The 19,410-nt window shown below is 35.2% G+C and carries 17 protein-coding genes; 14 read left to right on the top strand and 3 right to left on the bottom strand.

The features are described from left to right. The first annotated feature begins 1 nt into the window (after position 1). Together hflX and CBF33_RS00570 are read left to right on the top strand one after the other, a co-directional pair. Positions 2 to 1,240, top strand: coding sequence for a GTPase HflX (hflX, locus tag CBF33_RS00575; RefSeq protein WP_126760694.1), 1,239 nt, complete (start codon positions 2 to 4; stop codon positions 1,238 to 1,240). Beyond that, entirely contained in the window at positions 1,237 to 2,493 is a 1,257-nt protein-coding gene (locus CBF33_RS00570; protein ID WP_126760693.1) for a methionine gamma-lyase family protein, read from the top strand. Before hflX ends, CBF33_RS00570 begins: the two co-directional genes overlap by 4 nt. Positions 2,494 to 2,577: 84 nt before the next feature. On the opposite strand, the gene CBF33_RS00565 is transcribed toward CBF33_RS00570, so the two are convergent. Both CBF33_RS00565 and CBF33_RS00560 read right to left on the bottom strand, forming a co-directional pair. Then, on the bottom strand, positions 2,578 to 2,868 hold the full coding sequence (locus CBF33_RS00565; RefSeq protein WP_126760692.1) for a DUF1827 family protein: 291 nt from the start codon (positions 2,866 to 2,868) through the stop codon (positions 2,578 to 2,580). Positions 2,869 to 2,985: 117 nt separating this feature from the next. Further along, the gene (locus CBF33_RS00560) at positions 2,986 to 5,172 is read right to left on the bottom strand and encodes an ATP-dependent Clp protease ATP-binding subunit (protein WP_126760691.1); all 2,187 of its coding nucleotides are present in this window, start codon (positions 5,170 to 5,172) and stop codon (positions 2,986 to 2,988) included. Positions 5,173 to 5,367: 195 nt separating this feature from the next. Here CBF33_RS00560 and CBF33_RS00555 point away from each other — a divergent pair, with 195 nt between their 5' ends. From CBF33_RS00555 to CBF33_RS00510, 10 genes are all read left to right on the top strand, one after another. Further along, positions 5,368 to 5,562 carry a hypothetical protein gene (locus CBF33_RS00555; RefSeq protein ID WP_126760690.1) on the top strand — a complete coding sequence of 65 codons (195 nt, stop codon included), beginning with the start codon at positions 5,368 to 5,370 and terminating at the stop codon, positions 5,560 to 5,562. A 152-nt stretch (positions 5,563 to 5,714) separates the two neighbouring features. Then, positions 5,715 to 5,981: a phosphocarrier protein HPr gene (locus tag CBF33_RS00550; protein ID WP_023606430.1), complete on the top strand. Its 267-nt coding sequence runs from the start codon at positions 5,715 to 5,717 to the stop codon at positions 5,979 to 5,981. Continuing rightward, positions 5,981 to 7,702, top strand: coding sequence for a phosphoenolpyruvate--protein phosphotransferase (ptsP, locus tag CBF33_RS00545; protein WP_126760689.1), 1,722 nt, complete (start codon positions 5,981 to 5,983; stop codon positions 7,700 to 7,702). The genes CBF33_RS00550 and ptsP overlap by 1 nt, the downstream gene beginning before the upstream one ends. A gap of 603 nt (positions 7,703 to 8,305) precedes the next feature. Next, positions 8,306 to 10,933, top strand: coding sequence for a lectin-like domain-containing protein (locus CBF33_RS00540; protein WP_126760688.1), 2,628 nt, complete (start codon positions 8,306 to 8,308; stop codon positions 10,931 to 10,933). Between the two features lie 21 nt (positions 10,934 to 10,954). Beyond that, positions 10,955 to 11,296 (top strand): EF2685/EF0750 family sortase-dependent surface protein, encoded by a 342-nt coding sequence (locus CBF33_RS00535; RefSeq protein ID WP_126760687.1) that lies wholly within the window; start codon positions 10,955 to 10,957, stop codon positions 11,294 to 11,296. A 12-nt stretch (positions 11,297 to 11,308) separates the two neighbouring features. Next, positions 11,309 to 12,388: a WxLIP family cell surface protein gene (locus CBF33_RS00530; RefSeq protein WP_126760686.1), complete on the top strand. Its 1,080-nt coding sequence runs from the start codon at positions 11,309 to 11,311 to the stop codon at positions 12,386 to 12,388. Further along, positions 12,369 to 13,148 carry a class A sortase gene (locus CBF33_RS00525; RefSeq protein ID WP_126760685.1) on the top strand — a complete coding sequence of 260 codons (780 nt, stop codon included), beginning with the start codon at positions 12,369 to 12,371 and terminating at the stop codon, positions 13,146 to 13,148. Before CBF33_RS00530 ends, CBF33_RS00525 begins: the two co-directional genes overlap by 20 nt. 59 nt (positions 13,149 to 13,207) lie before the next feature. Further along, the gene (locus CBF33_RS00520) at positions 13,208 to 13,993 is read left to right on the top strand and encodes a WxL domain-containing protein (RefSeq protein ID WP_126760684.1); all 786 of its coding nucleotides are present in this window, start codon (positions 13,208 to 13,210) and stop codon (positions 13,991 to 13,993) included. Positions 13,994 to 14,032: 39 nt separating this feature from the next. After that, positions 14,033 to 14,770, top strand: a complete 738-nt coding sequence (locus CBF33_RS00515) for a WxL domain-containing protein (protein ID WP_126760683.1) — start codon at positions 14,033 to 14,035, stop codon at positions 14,768 to 14,770. 68 nt (positions 14,771 to 14,838) lie between these two features. Next, entirely contained in the window at positions 14,839 to 16,263 is a 1,425-nt protein-coding gene (locus CBF33_RS00510; RefSeq protein WP_126760682.1) for a helix-turn-helix domain-containing protein, read from the top strand. 370 nt (positions 16,264 to 16,633) lie between these two features. On the opposite strand, the gene CBF33_RS09645 is transcribed toward CBF33_RS00510, so the two are convergent. Next, positions 16,634 to 16,759: a hypothetical protein gene (locus tag CBF33_RS09645; RefSeq protein ID WP_280530228.1), complete on the bottom strand. Its 126-nt coding sequence runs from the start codon at positions 16,757 to 16,759 to the stop codon at positions 16,634 to 16,636. A 307-nt stretch (positions 16,760 to 17,066) separates the two neighbouring features. Between CBF33_RS09645 and CBF33_RS00505 the strand changes: the two genes are divergently transcribed. Beyond that, positions 17,067 to 18,095 carry a glycosyltransferase family 4 protein gene (locus tag CBF33_RS00505; RefSeq protein WP_126760681.1) on the top strand — a complete coding sequence of 343 codons (1,029 nt, stop codon included), beginning with the start codon at positions 17,067 to 17,069 and terminating at the stop codon, positions 18,093 to 18,095. A 30-nt stretch (positions 18,096 to 18,125) separates the two neighbouring features. Next, entirely contained in the window at positions 18,126 to 19,406 is a 1,281-nt protein-coding gene (locus tag CBF33_RS00500; RefSeq protein ID WP_126760680.1) for a glycosyltransferase family 4 protein, read from the top strand. Positions 19,407 to 19,410 lie beyond the last annotated feature (4 nt).

Raw genomic sequence — 19,410 nt, 5'->3', positions numbered from 1 at the left:
CATGAGTGAACGAGTTGTGATAGTAGGAGTAGAAACGCAAGAAAACTATCGGTATTTTGAAGCGTCAATGTCAGAGTTGGTTTTATTGACAGAAACTGCCCAAGGAGAAGTTGTCGCTTCTTTGATTCAAAAGCGACCAGCTGTTGACCGTCAAACACTAGTCGGTAAAGGAAAATTACAAGAGATTGCTGATGTGGTAGACCGAGAAGAAGCTGATTTAGTAGTGTTTAATCATGAGTTATCGCCTCGTCAAGGAAGTTACATTCAGGAGCAACTAGACGTGCGAGTGATTGACCGGGTACAATTGATTCTAGATATTTTCGCTTTAAGAGCACGTTCTAAGGAAGGACAGTTACAAGTTGAGCTAGCTCAGCTTAATTACTTGCTGCCACGTTTGACAGGTCAAGGTGCGGCGATGTCAAGGCTTGGTGGAGGAATTGGAACGAGAGGTCCCGGTGAGACGAAACTAGAAATGGACCGTCGTCACATTCGCGATAAAATCACCGCGATTAAACGAGAGCTAAAAGATGTGTCAGCTCACCGTGAGCGAAATCGTCAAAAAAGAAAAAATGCGAATGTATTTCAGATTGGCTTGATTGGATATACCAATGCTGGAAAGTCAACTATCTTAAATGGTTTGACAACAGCCGATACGTATGAGAAAAATGAGCTTTTTGCGACGCTAGACCCTTTAACGAAACAATGGACGATTGGTGAAGCAATGGCTGTTACGTTAACGGATACGGTAGGGTTTATTCAAGATTTACCAACACAGTTGATTGAGGCTTTTCAATCGACATTAGAAGAAAGTCGCAACATGGATGTCTTATTACACGTTGTAGATGCGAGCGCTGAACAAAGACATTTACAAGAAGAAACAGTCATGAGCTTATTAAATGAGTTAGGGATGTCAGAAATCCCCGTGTTGACTGTGTATAATAAAATGGATTGTGTTGATGCGGATCAATTTATGCCGACGCTATTTCCTAACGTACAAATCTCGGCAAAATCAGAAGCGTCTTTAGAACAATTAGAAAAGGCGATTGTGACCTTCTTAAAGGAACTATTTGTGCCGTATCATATTAAACTACCAGCAGAAAAAAGTTATCAAGCTCAAAGCTTAAAGCAAACGACATTATTAATGTCGGAAAAATATAACGAAGATGAAAATAGTTATGACTATCGAGGATTTGCCCCTCAAACATCTCCATGGATAAGAAAGGAAGCGTCAGAAAAGTGAGTTGGACAGCAGGATTTAATCAAGATTTAGTAGAAAAAATGAGAAAAGTGGATCAAAAAATTATCGGTAGACGAGAAGAGATACAAGAAGTGGCTCTTTTTAATCAAGCAAAGGTATTAAACGCCTTTCGTGAACATCATCTTTCAGATAGCCATTTTGCTATGTCGACTGGATATGGTTATGATGATATGGGACGTGATGTTTTGGAAGCTGTTTACGCTACGGTATTTGGTGCAGAAGATGCCATTGTACGACCACAGTTAATCTCAGGAACGCATGCGATTGCGACAGCACTATTTGGTGTGTTGCGTCCAGGAGATGATTTACTATATATCACTGGGACGCCTTATGACACGCTCCAAGAAGTGATTGGGATTACAGGTGACGGTATTGGCTCATTTAAAGAATATCAGATTGGCTACGATGAAGTCGCATTGAAACCAAATGGTCAGGTGGATTTTGAAGGGATTAAAGCGAAAGTCACGGATAAAACAAAAGTGATAGCAATTCAACGTTCACGTGGCTATGATCAACGTCCTTCGTTTACCATCGAAGAGATAAAAGAGATGACAGACTTTGTACGTCGTGAGTTTCCGAATGTCATTATTTTTGCGGATAATTGCTACGGTGAATTTGCTGAAACGATGGAACCTACGGAGGTAGGCGTAGACTACATGGCAGGCTCGTTGATAAAGAACCCGGGTGGCGGGATTGCTAAAACGGGGGGATACATCGCTGGACGTCACGGCATCATTGAGAAATGTGCGAATCGAATGACGACACCAGGAGTTGGTAAAGAAGCAGGTGCGATGTTATATAGCACGCATGAAATGTTACAAGGATTCTTCTTAGCTCCGCATGCTGTTAGCCAAGCGATTCAAGGGGCAATATTTACAGCAGCGTTATTAGAAGAGTTTGACGTTGCTTCCACGCCAAAATGGCAAGACCCTCGTACAGATTTAATTCAAATGATTGAACTAGGGAATCAAGAAGACATGGTGAAGTTCTGTCAAGCTGTTCAACGTTATTCACCGGTTGACGCGCATGTTTCGCCAATACCGTCTTCAATGCCAGGTTATGAAGACGAGGTAATTATGGCTGCGGGTACGTTCGTTCAAGGTGGTAGTTTAGAACTAACAGCAGACGGCCCCATTCGCGAACCTTTCCAACTATATGTTCAAGGTGGCTTGACGTATGAACATGTTAAAATTGCAGTGTTAAATGCCGTTCAAGATGTGTTTTATTCAGCTTAAAAAAAGATAAAAGAAAGAGGCTACCCATTCGGCGGGCAGCCTCTTTCTTTTATACCAACATACTTTTTAAATATTTCTTATTGTTTAGTGATGGGCTTTAGGCATTGAAATTGTCACAAGATGTGGCATTTCAATCATGTTGTACTGTTCAGCCGTCGCATCTTTTGGCAGTAGTCGTTCGATGACTAAGTCAATTTCATTACGTTTCACTTTTCGATAGTCATTTTTTATGACGATTTCACGGTGAGTTGGCGCTTCAGAATATAGAACGGTTGATTTCCCTAAGGTGTAAACCTTCATAAAACGTGTGTCAGTATTGTCTAGCTGTCTTTGGACTAAATCAATATAACTATTCGTCACATCGATTAATTTCATTTTTATCACCCCATTGGTAGTTTAAACTTTTCTTAATCATATTATAACTTTTTTAAGAAGATTTTTCAAAGATAAGAAAATGCTCTTTCACGACTAAAGTGAAAGAGCATTAATAATTTATTCAGAAGTTTCTTTGGTGACATATAACTGTTGTTTATCATCCACATCGGCATAAAATTGTGTCGTTTCTGGATGGTCTAAATAGTAAGCAGCGAGTTGATCTTCGACGTGTTCTTGTATCACTCGGCGTAAAGGTCTAGCTCCCATATCCGGGTTGTAACCTAAGTTAACTAGCTCTTGTTTAGCATCATTTGATACCGTTAATGTAAGATGTTGCTCGCTAAGCATGTCATTTACATCAGCTAACATGAGATCGACAATTTTAAGTAAGTTTTCTTTTGACAGGGGTTGGAATTCAATAATGCCGTCGAAACGGTTAATGAATTCTGGTTTAAAGTAATGTTTTAGCTGTCCTAAGACGGATTGTGTAGTGCCAGACTGAATGGCGCTGAAGCCAACACTCGCTTCGACGTTACCCGTACCGGCGTTACTCGTCATAATGATAAGCGTGTCCGTAAAGCTAACGGTTCGTCCTTGAGCATCAGTCAATCGTCCGTCATCTAAGATTTGTAAGAACATGTGCATGACATCGGGATGTGCTTTTTCAATCTCGTCTAGTAAGATTAGGCTGTAAGGATTACGACGGACTTGTTCTGTAAGCTGACCTGCTTCATCGTAACCTACATAGCCAGGAGGAGAGCCTATTAATTTTGAAATGCTGTGTTTCTCCATATATTCACTCATGTCTAGACGAATCATCGTTTCTTTAGAACCAAATAATTCATGAGCGAGCTGTTTTGCTAACTCTGTCTTTCCAACACCAGTTGGGCCGACGAATAAGAAGGAGCCAATTGGGCGATTCTTTTTATTTAAGCCAATACGATTGCGACGAATCGCTTTGGCGACTTTTTCAATCGCTTCATCTTGTCCGATAACGTGTGCTTGTAAGTCGGATTCCAGTGTTTTGAGTTGAGACGCTTCTTTTTCTTTTAGTTCACCGACTGGAATTCCAGTTTTTAATTCAACAGTTTCTTCCATATCTTTTTCAGAAATAGTTGGCATTTCTTCATCTGCCACTTGTTGATTTTTTAATTTTGTAAAGTGACTTATTTGATCACGATAATAAGCAGCTTTTTCATAATCTTCTTCTTGAGAGGCTTTTTCTTTTTGATTCTCAGCCTCAGCTAAACGTTTTTCGATAGTAGCGGGGTCAATAGTTTGAATCGTCAAGTTCTTTTTAGACCCTGTTTCATCTAGTAAATCAATCGCTTTGTCCGGTAAAAAGCGGTCGTGAATATAGCGATTTGATAATACAGCGGCGCTTTCAATCGCAGCATCGGAATATTTAACATGGTGATAATCTTCGTAACGTTGCTGGATTCCTTTTAAAATTTGAATGGTTTCTTCAACAGTCGGCTCTTTTACTTGAACAGGTTGCAAACGACGTTCCAGAGCAGCGTCTTTTTCGATAATGCGATACTCTGTTAAAGTGGTAGCACCAAGCATTTGTAACTGACCTCTAGCAAGAGCAGGTTTTAAAATATTGCCGGCATCCATGTTGCCATCACCAGCGCTACCAGCTCCGACCAACTCATGCACTTCATCAATAAACAAAATAATACGTTCATCTTGTTGCACTTCATTCATTAACGCTTGCATGCGCTCTTCAAACTGTCCGCGAATCCCTGTCCCTTGCACGAGAGAGACGACATCGAGTTGGATGACCTCTTTGTTTGCAAGTTTTTGAGGGACTTTGCCATTGACGATTTGTAAAGCTAATCCCTCGGCTACGGCTGTTTTACCCACACCTGGTTCACCGATTAGCACGGGATTATTTTTAGTTCGTCTATTTAAAATTTCAATAACACGTGTGATTTCAGCATCACGTCCGATAACGGGGTCTATTCGACCTTGTCGAGCCTCTTCGGTTAGATTTAATCCATATTCTTGTAGCACGCTGCCGCCACCTTGTTGGGGTGGTGTAGGACCACCGCCATTTGCCTGAGTAGGAGGCGTTTGACTAGGACGACTCGAACTCGACATTTGCTCGGAAATCGATTTAAAGAAGTCTTCAATCGAACTAAAACCGTACGGGTCGCGGTTCATATTCATCAGTTGTCCACGATACTGTGAATTCAATTGACGATAACAATTTTGACATAGATATATTTTACTTGATTCATGTCCCATTAGGACGGAAAAATGAATAGTTGCTTCGTTTTGTTTACAATGTTGACATAGCATTCTTGTCACGTCCTTTTTGATATAGTAATCAGTTGTTTGACCTTCACTGACCATAAGTTTATTATAGCATGCTAGTATAGTAATTCAAGTGAGATGCTTGTGTCAGAGCTGTCTCTGGACAAAAATCAAAAATTGTCGTTGTGCTATCGTCTTTTTTCGATATAATACTAGATAGACAAGTGGAGGTGAAAGTGAGTGGGAAATCCTTTTGAAGAAAAGATAGCTCAATTGTTATCTGGTGAATGTTCGGAGTTAGTCGTTGAAAAAGATGATTTTTTTGCATTTCGTGAAGTATGGTTAGCCCATCCAGAACGAAAAAAAATAACCGGGGAAGCTCACCTAGGCGGTAAAGTAATCTATCGTCGTCAAGAAGATGACGTTGAAAACTAATTATCTTGTTCTAAAAAAGGTTCGCAGCATAAAAATGTTGTAAGAACGATGAAAAAATGGTAACCTAAACAAGTGAAAGGATCTTTTTTCGTGTTTTTTTTGATGCGAAAAAAAATCTTATAATATGACAATCACAAAGGAGAACGATTATTATGGAAAAAAAAGATTTTCACATTATTGCAGATACAGGAATTCACGCACGCCCAGCTACTTTATTAGTACAAACAGCTAGCAAGTTCAATTCTGAAATTAGCTTAGAGTACAAAGGTAAGTCTGTTAACTTAAAATCAATCATGGGTGTTATGTCTTTAGGTGTTGGCCAAGGTGCTGACGTAACAATTACAACAGAAGGTGCTGACGAAGCAGACGCTATGGCAGCTATCGTAGAAACAATGCAGAAAGAAGGATTATCTGAATAATGGCTGAGTTGCTAAAAGGGATTGCCGCTAGTGATGGTGTAGCAATTGCAAAAGCATATCTTTTAGTGGAGCCAGATCTTTCATTTTCTGAAAAAACAGTAGAAGATTCTGAAGGAGAAATCACTCGTTTAGAAGAAGCTCTTGCTGTTTCAACAAAAGAAATTGAAGCTATTCGCGAAAAGGCTGCTGCTTCTCTTGGAGAAGAAGAAGCGCAAGTTTTTGATGCTCACTTAATGGTATTAGCGGATCCAGAAATGATTGGTGCGATAGAAAGTAATATTCGCGATAACAAAGTAAACGCTGAAGCAGGCTTGAAGTCTGTTGCAGATATGTTTGTCGGTATGTTTGAAGCGATGGAAGACAATCCATACATGCAAGAACGTGCGGCAGATATTAAAGACGTGACGAAACGTGTATTGAGTCATTTATTAGGAGTTAAACTTCCAAATCCTTCTATGATTGACGAAGAAGTTGTAGTCATCGCGCATGACTTAACACCAAGTGACACAGCACAATTAGACCGTCGTTTTGTTAAAGCGTTTGTGACGAATATTGGGGGAAGAACTTCTCACTCGGCTATCATGGCACGTTCTTTAGAAATTCCAGCCATTGTTGGAACTAAATCTATTACAGATAGTGTTAAAGAAGGCGACATGTTAGCGGTTAACGGTATTGAAGGCGAAGTTATTGTTCATCCGACTGATGAACAAATTGAAACCGTTAAAAAAGTGGGCGAAGAATTTGCTGCGTTAAAAGCAGAGTGGGATAAATTAAAAGATGCTGAGACAGTCACAGCAGACGGTAAACATTTTGAATTAGCTGCAAACATTGGGACACCAAAAGATTTAGAAGGTGTGCATAACAATGGTGCTGAAGCAATTGGTCTGTACCGAACAGAATTCTTATACATGGATTCTGCCGACTTCCCAACAGAAGACGATCAATATGAAGCATATAAAGCTGTTTTAGAAGGTATGGATGGTAAGCCAGTAGTTGTTCGTACTATGGATATTGGTGGGGACAAAGAACTACCTTATTTAACATTACCTGAAGAGATGAACCCGTTCTTAGGATACCGTGCTTTGCGTATTTCATTGGTTGAAGACGATATGTTCCGTACACAATTACGTGCCTTACTACGTGCGTCTGTTCATGGTAAATTACGTATCATGTTCCCAATGGTGGCAACATTACCAGAATTCCGTCAAGCGAAAGCGATGCTAGAAGAAGAGAAAGCTAAATTATTAGCAGACGGTGTCGCTGTATCAGATGATATCCAAGTGGGTATTATGATTGAAATCCCAGCGGCAGCAGTTATTGCTGATAAATTTGCTAAAGAAGTCGACTTCTTTAGTGTTGGAACCAATGATTTAATTCAATATACAATGGCAGCAGACCGTATGAATGAACGCGTTTCCTACTTATACCAACCATATAACCCATCAATTTTACGATTATTGAAGTTCGTGATTGATTCTGCTCATGCAGAAGGTAAATGGGCAGGTATGTGTGGTGAAATGGCGGGCGATCAAACAGCTGTGCCATTATTAATGGGACTTGGCCTAGACGAGTTTTCTATGAGTGCTACAAGTATCCTTAAGACACGTAGTTTGATGAAACGTTTAGACTCTACTAAGATGGCAGAATTAGCTGATAAAGCAATCAATGAATGTGATACAGCTGATGAAGTCGTACGTTTAGTAGAAGAATATACAAAATAGTTAAACATGTTGATTTTAAAAATTGACTGGTTAGTCAAATAAAGTAAAGAGAAGATGGATGGAACGGATTCGTTCTATTCATCTTTTTTATTTGATATTTATTAATTATTTCCCCATAAGTATCTTTTACTCAGTTTTATGGAATGGTTTGAATCTAATCGGTAAGTAGCTAAAAATTAGATTGATGTTACTTAAATTAAGCATATAAAAATAGATAAAGGGCTGATGAATCATTTTTTGATTCATCAGCCCTTTATCTTATAGTGTTTTAAACTATAGAATCTAAACATGATAGTTATTGTCAATTTTATCTAAGATCTTCTTCTTATTTTGGATTAGTTATATTTAATTGTCTTTACATTCGTTTTAATTAAATAACTTGTTTGTTCCGTTTTGAAATTATGATTAAAAGCAATATCTATCTTGTATAAAACGTTTTATTTGGAAATAATTATGTTTGATCTTGAAATAAGGGATATTCTAAAAGTAAATAAAAAACAAAACTGCGTTACATTTTTTTTTAGAAAAACAAAAAAATATAAAAAAAAAGAGTATTTAAAATGTTATATAATAAAAAAAAGTGAAAGAAAGGAGTTGTCTTTTATGAGATGGATAACAAAAATATGTTTATTGAGTTTCATTTCAAGTCTATTAATACCGATTTCTACGATTCCGATTCCTAATACAAAAATTGAAAACATAAATTCGGAAAATAAAATAATTGATAATAAAAATGAAGACGAGATTGAAATAATTGATAATAAAGATGAATACGAAATTGAAATTATAGACAATAAAACAATAAAACCTCTATTAAAAAATGAGAATATCAATATTAAGACGGTAAAACAGAAAATATCTGAAGAAAGCATTAAAGAGATGTTGTTAGAAAATATTGATTGGAAAGATATTTATTTCAAAGATGAAAATGAAAGAGAGTACCGTATAGGAGAAATTATTCAATTAGAGATAACTAATAATGAAAAATTTGAAATTAATATCAAAGAAAATTCTATAGTCCAAAACGATGATCAAAATATTGCAGAAGAAGTTGACAAAAAGGATTTATCTAATCAAGAGAGTGTTAAAGAAGAAGCTGTTATTTCAGTTGAAAATGTAGGTGAGGAGTCTATCGTCGATATGGTGGATTCATCGGTTCTTGATGCTTCTACTAGTAGAGATGTTCCTAAGATTCCGGATGAAAAAAATATTTTGCCATTGAACCAGATATTTAATGTACCCGTAGGAAAAGGTCTAGCTATTATTCAGAATGGAAAAGTTTTACAGATTACATCTGACATTTATCAATCAGGAGCTATTTGGTCAAAACAGAAAATTAACTTAGATAAAGATTTCAGAATGAGATCTTGGATATATTTAGGAAATCAAGGAAAGGATGCTGCAGATGGTATCACATTTACGTTGCATAACGATTCGCTAGGTGCAAGAGCCATTGGAAGTAGCGGATCGGGACTTGGTGCTTATAGTACAAGAAATTCAAGGAAACATATTTCTAGAGCTTTATCTTTTGAGTTTGATACTTATTACAACAACAGCAGGAGTCCTAAAGACGATATGGATTACGGATTGATAAGAAATAATGAAGAACATAAAGGGCATGTGGCGTATACAATACCATCGGGTAATAGCCATATTTATCAAGCAGGAAATCACATAGAAGCACGTTTCCCAACGAATTTTTTATCAGACGGTAGGTGGCATCAGTTCGATGTGAATTGGGATACTACAAGTAAGCGACTTAGTATCTTATTGCCGGATTTAGAATTAAAAAAAAGAATGAACAATAATTCTCTGATACCAACAGATGGAACTATAAGTTTTGATTTGAGTGATTACAAAAGTCGTTTTGGTGGTTCCTATGTTCACTGGGGGTTTACAGGTTCAACGGGAGCACTTTGGGCTGAAAATGCGATTGCTATGACATCTATTCCTAATTCAGTTAGCCACGTTGCAACGCTAAAAAAGGAACAAGAGAATACGTATACTAATGAAATAGAAGCTAATGAAAAAAATATAATAGACATTAACGATCATTTAATCTTAGATGACAAGTATTCCGAATTTACTAAAGAAGCCCAAATAATGATTGAAATGGATAATTTAGAATATCAAGCTGGTTCTTTGAAAATTGATAATAAGAAAGTGACAGAAAATAATATTAAAATTGAGAAAAATAAATTAATTGTGACATTAGATGAAATGGCATCTGAAATGAAGAAAGAAGCTGACTTGAATTTTAAAGCGAAAATAAAAAACTCGACACCTGGAACCACTAAGTCGTACCGATTTTTTTATTTAGACGATGGTGTTATTAGTGATTCTAATGAGGTTAAAATTAATTTTGTGAAAGAGAAACCCCAATACTTTTTAAGTAGTCAAATTAAAAAAGTGACTGATAGTGATCAAATGTATAGAAAAAATATCTCTGTATTTGCAGGAGAAAGAGTTAGTATTAGAAATGATATTGAAAAAATGACTACAGGAACTAAATATGAAAAATATGATTCTATTTCGACAAATTTGTCAGGATTGGATACTGATAGTTTGAAAGTGAAAATAAATGATGAAGAGTTGAAAGAGAAAAAGTTTATTCGATTTGAAGGAGATCAACTAATCATATCTTTTTTTGATGACAGATGGATTGAAACGTTGAATCAAAAAGATAGGCTTGAAGTAGTTATTGAAGCAACCGTCAAGCAAGAACTTGAACAAGATGCTCTTTCTTTTGATTTCAGATACAGCGGTCCACAATATGACAATGTTTCAAATGTTGTAACAGTAGATATCAAAGAAGAAATTTTAAACCTTATTGCAGTTCCGAGTTCGATTGATTTTGGGAAGCACATGATAGACTCGAAATCACATGAGTTTTGGGCAACAATAGTTGGCGACTTAATAGTAAGGGAAAATAGAAATAAAGATGCCAATGATTGGACGCTTACAATAAATGAAGTAGAGCCTTTAACAAATCAAGAAAACGAAGAAAAAGTGTTATCTGATTTAATGTGGTGGAATGACGGACCGAAGAAAGAGAGAATTACAACTTCGGAAACTGTAATCAAGACCTATAAACATAGTGGTGATTACATTGTAAATACAGACTGGAATGAGAAAAATAAAAGAGGAATAAGTATCGAAATACCTTGGAATAGGCAATATGTTGGTCAGTATCAAGGGAAATTAGAATGGCGGTTAAAAGTTACACCATAGTGAATGAGAGGATGGAATCAGATGACGTTAAAAAGGAAAAACTTATTTAAGTGGATAATAATACTGAGTTTCTTATTACCTATAGTGGTAAAAGCAGAAAACAATTACCAATCTAACGGCCAAATCGGGTTCTATGGAAAGTATGTACCTAATACGCCACAAGGAGATTTAAATGAAATACCATCTACATATGCGATTACACCATATTCAGGAAACTCTAAAAATAATGAACAGACAATAATGATTCTTCCAAGATTAGGTGATGTAGGAAGTCTTTGGATACAACAAACAGGCAGCATAATCATTATTGTTCTTCTCCTCTATCTGAAACAGTTAGATATAAAGAAGAAGTTTTTATTATAAGGAGATAGGAATATGAAAATCAAAAAAGTGCTAATCCTAATTTTTTGTTTCATACTAGATATAAATGCAACATATGTTTCAGCCAATGAATTTAATTTTTCAGTAGAACCTATTCAAGCGGAAACGCAGATAGATAAAAACCAAACATATTTTGATATTCAAGTTGAGCCTGGAGTGGAACAGAAATTAACTATACATTTGAGAAATGATACAGATCAAGATATAGAAATTAGTCCTAATATAGCATCTGCTACAACTAATGGTAATGGTGTAGTAGAGTATTCAAAAAATGATATTAAACCTGATGAAACTTTAAAATATGATTTAGCAGATTTAGTAAAAACAGAAGATACAATAATTATACCAAAGATGGGTACATATAATTTGACATTAACAGTGATACCTCCGAATGAAAAGTTTGAAGGGGTTATTGCCGGAGGAATCACATTAAAGGAAAATATTAAAGAGTCGACTGAGAACAATAAAGAAAATGGTCTTGCTATTAAAAATGAGTATTCATATGTAGTCGCAATAATCCTACATTCCGATAGCTTAAAACATATAGAACCTGAGTTGAAAGTAAAAAAAGTTTATCCATCACAAGTTAATGCTCGAAATGTTATTATGACCGATTTCCAAAATACGACACCTGTGTATTTGAACAACATGATTGTTGTGTCTGAAATAAGTAGAGAAAATAAAAAAGAGCCTACTATTAAAGCTATTAAAGAGTTTATGCAAGTAGCTCCGAATACATCATTTGCTTATCCAGTTAGAGAAGAGAAGCAAAAAATAGAGGCAGGGAAACATATCGCATCTATTACTGTTTTTGCTAATCAGCATGAAGATGGAAAATACGAGTATGGTGAAAATAATGATGGTGAGCCTATCCGATATCGAAATAAATGGAGCTTTTCTGAAGAGTTTACAATTACTAAAGAAAAAGCACGTGCACTGAATAGGGAAGATGTTACAATCAAACAGGATTACACTATGTGGTATATCATAGGTGGGCTAACTATAGTTATTCTAGCATTGCTTATGAACATTTATATGACGAAGAGGCAAACCAATGAGCAAAAAACAGAATAATATAATAACTACAATGTTACTCATAGTGGGGATAACATTATTATTCTATCCTTATATTAAAATGACGATACTTACTCAAAAGACGAGTCGGATAAAGTATGTATACGATAAGAGTATTGCAGAAGAAAGCAAACAATTATTTGACTTATCAAAGTTACAAGCACCTAATATGAAGCAAATTTTAGAAATGAATTCAAGTACTAACTTTTCATCAGTTTTATCGTTATTACCTCTAGATAAACGATTACCAGTATCAAATGACACGTCTAGTACGAGTTTTTTAACCGGGGGTGTTAACATGTATCCAACAAGAGATCCTATGAGAGATAATTTGGTTATTTTAGGACATCACTTATCGGATAGAGATTTATTGTTTGGAGATATTTCAAAGTTAAAACAACGCGATGAGTTAATATTAACTACCCCAACTCACGAATATATGTATGAAATAACGGAAGTTTATATTACTGATGAAAAAAATGTTTCGGTGTTATCACCGACAACTAAGCCGAAAATGACATTGATAACATGTGATCAACCTAACTATACGAAAAAAAGATTAATAGTCGATGCTGACCTTATTCATTATAAAGAAACAAGTGATAGGCAAATGAAGCGTATAGATTATTTTCAAAATAATGAATTAGTCGACAAACCAACAATACTTAATAGTAATAAAGGAAGTAAATCACTATGGTTGATGAGTTTATATATCATCTTGACGTGGTTAATAATCAAATTGTTTTTAATAAATTCTTGATATTAACAGATTACTTAATAATCTGCTAAATATAAAAAAATTCTGAAAGGGGAATAAATATGAATAATAAAAAATTCATGTCAGTATTAACACTAACTATTTTAGGTTCTACTTTGTTAGCACCTAGTGTTTTAGCAGCAGAACAGGATGAAAATGGCGGGGTATATAGCTCGAATGGTATGGTGAAATTTGTCCCAGATTTAGACCCGACTGAACCTGTAGATCCTACAAAACCTGATACACCAGTAGATCCTATTGATCCAACCAATCCAGAAAATCCGAATCCACAACCCGGAACACCTGGGCCGTTATCGATTGATTTTGCTTCAAGTTTTGATTTTGGTGAAAATAAGATTACGAATAAAGATGAAATTTACTATGCACGGGCGCAAAGATTTGGAAGTTATGATAACCGACCTAACTATGTGCAAGTTTCAGATAAACGTGGAACGAATGCCGGTTGGACATTAAAAGTTAAACAAGAACAGCAATTTGAGGCGAAAAACACTTTAAATAACATACTTACAGGTGCCGCTATATCATTTGCTGATTCAAAAGCGAATAGTATCACAGATGTCGATAAACCAGATGTTTTTGATATAGAAAATTTAGTTCCAGGTGAAGAGCGTGTTATTATGGCAGCAAAAAAAGATACTGGTGCAGGGACATGGTTGGATTATTGGGGAGAAGTATCACAAGTTATCGAAAAAGATAAAGACAATAATAATATAGAAGTGGATATAACGAAGAGTGTCACATTGTCTGTACCAGGTTCGACACCTAAAGATGCGGCTGCTTACAGAACAACCTTAACATGGACATTAAGTGATATTCCTGGAGTATAAGTAATGTAAATTGTTAAAAAAAATTAAAGGAGAATCGATATGAAGTATAATAAAATAAGTGGACTTACAGCTGTAATGATAGTAGGCTTAAGTATCGGCACATTATCCGTTTTTGCGGAGGAACATGGAACAAATTATACATCTAATGGGTTACTTGAGTTTATTTATAATGATGGCCCTACAAGCCCTGTCGACCCAACAGATCCAAATATTCCAGTTTCTCCAGAAAATCCAACAAATCCAGAGGGTGGACCTAATCCAGGTACGCCTGGACCGTTATCGATTGATTTTGCTTCAAGCTTTTATTTTGGGGAACAAAAAATTTCATCTAAGGATGAAGTATACTATGCTGATGCTTTGAAATATAAATTAAAAGATGGTGCAGAAAAAGTAGGACCTAACTATGTACAGATCACCGATAATCGAGGGAATTTAGCGGGGTGGACATTAACAGTTGAACAAAATGGTCAATTTATAGATGAAAAGGGTCATGAATTGAACGGAGCTATGGTAGAATTTACTAATGCTAATGTCAAAACTGTATCTGAATCAGATGAACCAATTGCTTTAGAGAACGTTAAATTAGATCCCGGTGTAGCAACACTTGTTATGTCAGCAAAAGAAGGTGCTGGAGCAGGAACTTTCTTAACGCGTTGGGGAGATGAACAGACAGCAGGAAGTAATATTAAATTACATGTACCGGGTAAGGCCGTAAAATATAAAACACAATATACTACAGCTTTTAATTGGACACTAACTGACGCTCCAGGTAAATAGCATATCGTAGGTAAGGACTATCAGGAAACTGATAGTCTTTTACGCACTTATTATTCGGAAGGAGATAAATGAGAGAGAATATATATTTAAGGATATTTGAAGAATTGTTAGATGATAATTTTCAATCAAAAATTGAGTTGTTTGATGAATTGAATATTGCTGATAAGCCAATTAGTAGTAAAAATGAATTGAGACAAAAATTAAACATATCTACCTTTTTATTGGAGAAATATTTATTACAATTAAATCAAGATGTCTTTAGTGTATTTGGAACATACTTATTTGAACAAGATCATCACTTTGTTAAGTTATCATCCAATCGTAATTGCAATAAAAAAGAATTGTTACGTTATTACTTAAAAAAATCAATAAAAATAAACCTATTACATCATTTGTTTTTAAAAAAATTTACTATTGTAAGTTTTTCTATGTGTTTTTTTATTAGTCAATCAAAAGTTTATAAAGAGCTTCAGATATTAAAAACAACTTTAAAATATATTGAAGTAAACATTTCGACTGGTTTTTCTATTACAGGGCCGTTAGAAACGTTGGAAATGTTGATGATGGATATTTATATTATTTTCGATGATAAAGAGGTTACATCTTATCGTCAAGATTTAATGAGAATTCTTAAAAAAAATTATGATGTAGTTGTTTCTACGACTTTTATTTATCATTGTGAGGTATATTTAAATGTAGCAAATTATAGATCATATAATGGCTATGATATAACGTGTCTGGATTATTACAAGGTGAATGAAGAGAGTAAGTTAAATGAAGAGATTGAAGAATTGATAAGAAAGCACTATCCTAGACTGAACGCTAAAGATTTACTAATTATAAAAAAGAATATCATTATTTATTTTGAAAATCATTTTAATTTTAGTATAGAAAATGTAAGAGATGAGAGTGTTTTAAACGAAGGGAAATTGTTTTTAAATTACTTGAAAAGAAAAGATTTGGATTTGAAAGAAGAAGTATTTCAACAATTGAAAGAAGACACAATAAAATATTTTTGTTTATCGAAAAATATATTGAATGATAAACGAGATATCATCGCGAGAGAAGAATTTATTTTTTTTAAGAAGTATTATCCTGCTCATTATCAAATAATAGAGGATTTTGTTCAAGTATATGATGGAACAGAGATGTTATTTAACAGTTGTTATGTTTTAGAAAAAATGTTGATTAGTTTAATTGAAAACGTAAATCTATATGAAATACTACCGAAATATTATATATGTGTGGATGTTAGAGGTTCTCAATCATATAATAAAGCAATCAAAAGGTATTTAACCATGCATTTATTATTCCCAGTTGAAGTTAGTTGGAGTTTAACTGAAGGGACTCAGTTAATCATTACAGACCATCCAGAGTTATACAGAGATAAACTGGAAACAATTATTTGGAATGAGCCGATCAATTCATCTCAATTTAAAGAATTGACAGATAAAATAAATGATTGGGTCTATTTAAATGTTCATAAAAGTTAGTTTTACAGCTTATATATATCAAATTTAATATTTGCTAGACTAAGTCTGCTTGAGATAAAAGTGAGAAGGACATGTGATTTATTCTTGATTTTTACCAAAGAAAACAACAACTCTTTATTAAATAAGGATAATAAGATTAAATAATAGATTCATCTTAAATATTTTTAATTTTATGTTTTGAAAAAATAAAGAGAAGTTATCCAATAACGTGCGCAGTTTTTACAACTATAACAATGTTTTGCGACGTTCATAAACAAAAGTATCTGATAAAATTGATCAAAACGCACGACCGCTTTTTTCTTACCATTTCTTACGACTACTTGTTTCCCACTTTCGTTATACACCGTTGAACCACAATGATAACAAGGTGTTAGAGGGGTGAAAAAGTAGCGTTCACCACACATGTTTGTTGTCCTTTTACCATTTCGTAAGAAATATCAGATGTGATTAAATTTGGCTCTATGATTCGTAGTAATTTTTTGATATCATTAGACATGAGCATATCGCCTCCCGTTTGTTTTTTTGTCGTAAATTAATCATATAGGAGAACGGTATGCTTTTTAATACCTAAAATTAAAAAAGGGCTGATGAATCATGTTTAGATTCATCAGCCCTTTAAATTATAGAATTTAAGTATTATAGAGATATTATTTGTCATGTAAAACACCATAAAACCTTAAATATGCTATAATATTTTGATAACCTTACAGCATAATCAGTCTTAAGATGGACTGATTACAGGTGTTTTCATGATATACTGAAAGAAATCATGAGCTTTACCAAAACAGAACGGAGTGTCTGCAGTGTTGCGAGTAACGATGTTTTCACAAGCTGATTCAGTTAAAGGACAAGGTGTTGGTAGTGCCTATTTAGAACTGATAGCATTGTTAAGAAAGTATGAGAAGGAAAGTCAGTTAGAACTGCGAATCAATGAGTTTAAAAAAACAGATATTAGTCATTATCATACGATTAATCTTAGTTATTATTTGTCCACATTTTTTCCGAAAATAGTAGGACGTAGGATTGGATATGTTCATTTTGTACCGGAAACGTTAGAAGATAGTCTAGAAATGCCTAGGCTCTTTAAGCATATTTTTTACCGCTATGTAATAGCTTTTTATAAACGAATGGATCATCTTGTTGTAGTCAATCCAAGCTTTATCCCTGTCTTAGAGAAATATGGGATTTCAAAGGAAAAAGTTACGTATATTCCTAATTTCGTCTCAAGCGAAAGATTTTATCCGTTGCCTAATAGCGTACGCAAGGCGGAACGTGTTCAACGAGGTTGGGATGAACGTTTAGTCGTGCTTGGTGCAGGGCAAATCCAGATGAGAAAAGGCGTCGATGATTTTATCCGATTGGCGGAAGAAAACCCATCAATTCAATTTATCTGGGCGGGCGGTTTTTCTTTTGGAAAATTGAGTAATGGCTATGAACAGCTAAAAGAAAAGGTCGAGCATCCTCCTAATAATTTATTGTTTACAGGGATAGTCTCACGCGAGGAGTTACATCTGTACTACAATTTGGCCGATATTTTCTTATTGCCTTCACACAGTGAATTATTTCCAATGTGTATTTTAGAAGCATTTAACTGTGGTACGCCAGTCATGTTGCGTGATTTACCGCTTTATCAAGCAATCATTGAAGATGATTATATTGCTGCGAAAGATAAAGAGGAGATGTCACGTTTATTAGTAAAGTATCAGACGTCTCCAAAGGAATTAAAACACTATCAGCTGCGATCAAAAGATGCGGCAGCGTATTATTCTGAACAAAATATTTTAAAAAAATGGCGAGCTTTTTATCATGAACAAAAAAAGATGTCTGAATAAATTGATTGAAAAAAGGATAGGAGAGTCGAAATGAAGATTGCTTTTTTTACAGATACTTATTTGCCCCAAGTAAGTGGCGTTGCAACGTCCATTCGTATCTTATCTGAAGAGTTAGAAGCAAACGGTCATCACGTCTATATTTTTACTACGACAGACCCTCAAGCGAAAGAGTCAACCGAAAAAATTATGCGATTGCCTAGTATTCCGTTTGTTTCTTTTAAAGATCGGCGTATTGTTGTTAGTGGTCTGTTAGATGCCTATGAACGAGCGAAACAGCTAGATTTAGATTTAATTCATACGCATACGGAATTTGGAACGGGCTTGCTCGGTAAACAGATTGGGAAACTATTGGATATTCCGGTCGTTCACACGTATCACACGATGTACGAAGATTATTTGCATTATATTGCAAATGGGAAAATAATCCGACCGAGTCATGTGAAACAAGCGACGCGTGCTTATTGTCGTCATTTGAGCGGTATCATTTGTCCAAGTCAGCGTGTGGTTGATAAACTAACCGAGTATGAAGTAACAGCCCCGTTAAGTATTATTCCAACGGGGATTCAACTCCAACAGTTTGAAGAAGTTAGTGTTTCAGAAGCGCGTTACAAGGTTCGTCAAAAGTGGGGAATTAGTGAACAAACCAAATTGTTATTATCGTTAAGTCGCTTGTCTTATGAAAAGAACATTCAAGCTGTTTTAAAAGCTTTGCCAAAGATTGTGGAAAAACAGCCAGATACCTGTTTAATGATATGCGGAAAAGGGCCTTATCAAGAAGAGTTAGAGCAGCTAGTTCATTCTCTATCGTTAGGAGATTATGTACTATTTACAGGAGAAATTCAACCTGAAGAGGTAGCTAAGTATTATCGTGCGGCCGATATTTTTGTCAATGCCTCGACTTCAGAGTCGCAAGGTTTAACTTATATTGAAGCGTTAGCCGCCCGTATCCCGATGGTTGTCAAAACCAGTCCGTATGTTGCTTCTTTGATGAGAGATGAAAGTCTAGGCCGATTGTTTGAAGATGAATCGACCTTATCTGCTCAAGTGTTAGATGTGATAGCGTTGAAGTTAGAACCGTCAGAATCGGTCGTTCAAGAAATACTAACGGAAATCTCCAGTCAAACTTTTGCACGACGAGTGCTCGAGTTCTATGAGTCGGCTATTTCCTATCATCACTATTTTATTAAAAAAAATAAAACCATGAAGAAAGCCCGTGTGCCAAGTGAAAAGGATCTTTCACAGATGACTGATGAACATGAATCGATGTTAAAAGCTAACTTGTGGTTTCAAAAAATGCGGAAACATAAGTAGGAGG

This window comes from Vagococcus lutrae, from assembly GCF_003987555.1.
Taxonomy (GTDB): domain Bacteria; phylum Bacillota; class Bacilli; order Lactobacillales; family Vagococcaceae; genus Vagococcus_A; species Vagococcus_A lutrae.
Note: the sequence above shows the minus strand (reverse complement) of the source record. Positions and strands in the feature narration are given on the sequence as shown.

Excerpts from the sequence above, each read along its gene's own strand:
- CBF33_RS00560 (WP_126760691.1), bottom strand. The coding sequence starts at position 5,172 with ATGCTATGTCAACATTGTAAACAAAACGAAGCAACTATTCATTTTTCC.
- CBF33_RS00515 (WP_126760683.1), top strand. The coding sequence starts at position 14,033 with ATGAAGTATAATAAAATAAGTGGACTTACAGCTGTAATGATAGTAGGC.
- CBF33_RS00550 (WP_023606430.1), top strand. The coding sequence starts at position 5,715 with ATGGAAAAAAAAGATTTTCACATTATTGCAGATACAGGAATTCACGCA.
- CBF33_RS09645 (WP_280530228.1), bottom strand. The coding sequence starts at position 16,759 with ATGTCTAATGATATCAAAAAATTACTACGAATCATAGAGCCAAATTTA.
- ptsP (WP_126760689.1), top strand. The coding sequence starts at position 5,981 with ATGGCTGAGTTGCTAAAAGGGATTGCCGCTAGTGATGGTGTAGCAATT.
- CBF33_RS00565 (WP_126760692.1), bottom strand. The coding sequence starts at position 2,868 with ATGAAATTAATCGATGTGACGAATAGTTATATTGATTTAGTCCAAAGA.
- CBF33_RS00535 (WP_126760687.1), top strand. The coding sequence starts at position 10,955 with ATGACGTTAAAAAGGAAAAACTTATTTAAGTGGATAATAATACTGAGT.
- CBF33_RS00520 (WP_126760684.1), top strand. The coding sequence starts at position 13,208 with ATGAATAATAAAAAATTCATGTCAGTATTAACACTAACTATTTTAGGT.
- CBF33_RS00510 (WP_126760682.1), top strand. The coding sequence starts at position 14,839 with ATGAGAGAGAATATATATTTAAGGATATTTGAAGAATTGTTAGATGAT.
- CBF33_RS00530 (WP_126760686.1), top strand. The coding sequence starts at position 11,309 with ATGAAAATCAAAAAAGTGCTAATCCTAATTTTTTGTTTCATACTAGAT.
- CBF33_RS00525 (WP_126760685.1), top strand. The coding sequence starts at position 12,369 with ATGAGCAAAAAACAGAATAATATAATAACTACAATGTTACTCATAGTG.
- CBF33_RS00500 (WP_126760680.1), top strand. The coding sequence starts at position 18,126 with ATGAAGATTGCTTTTTTTACAGATACTTATTTGCCCCAAGTAAGTGGC.
- CBF33_RS00540 (WP_126760688.1), top strand. The coding sequence starts at position 8,306 with ATGAGATGGATAACAAAAATATGTTTATTGAGTTTCATTTCAAGTCTA.
- hflX (WP_126760694.1), top strand. The coding sequence starts at position 2 with ATGAGTGAACGAGTTGTGATAGTAGGAGTAGAAACGCAAGAAAACTAT.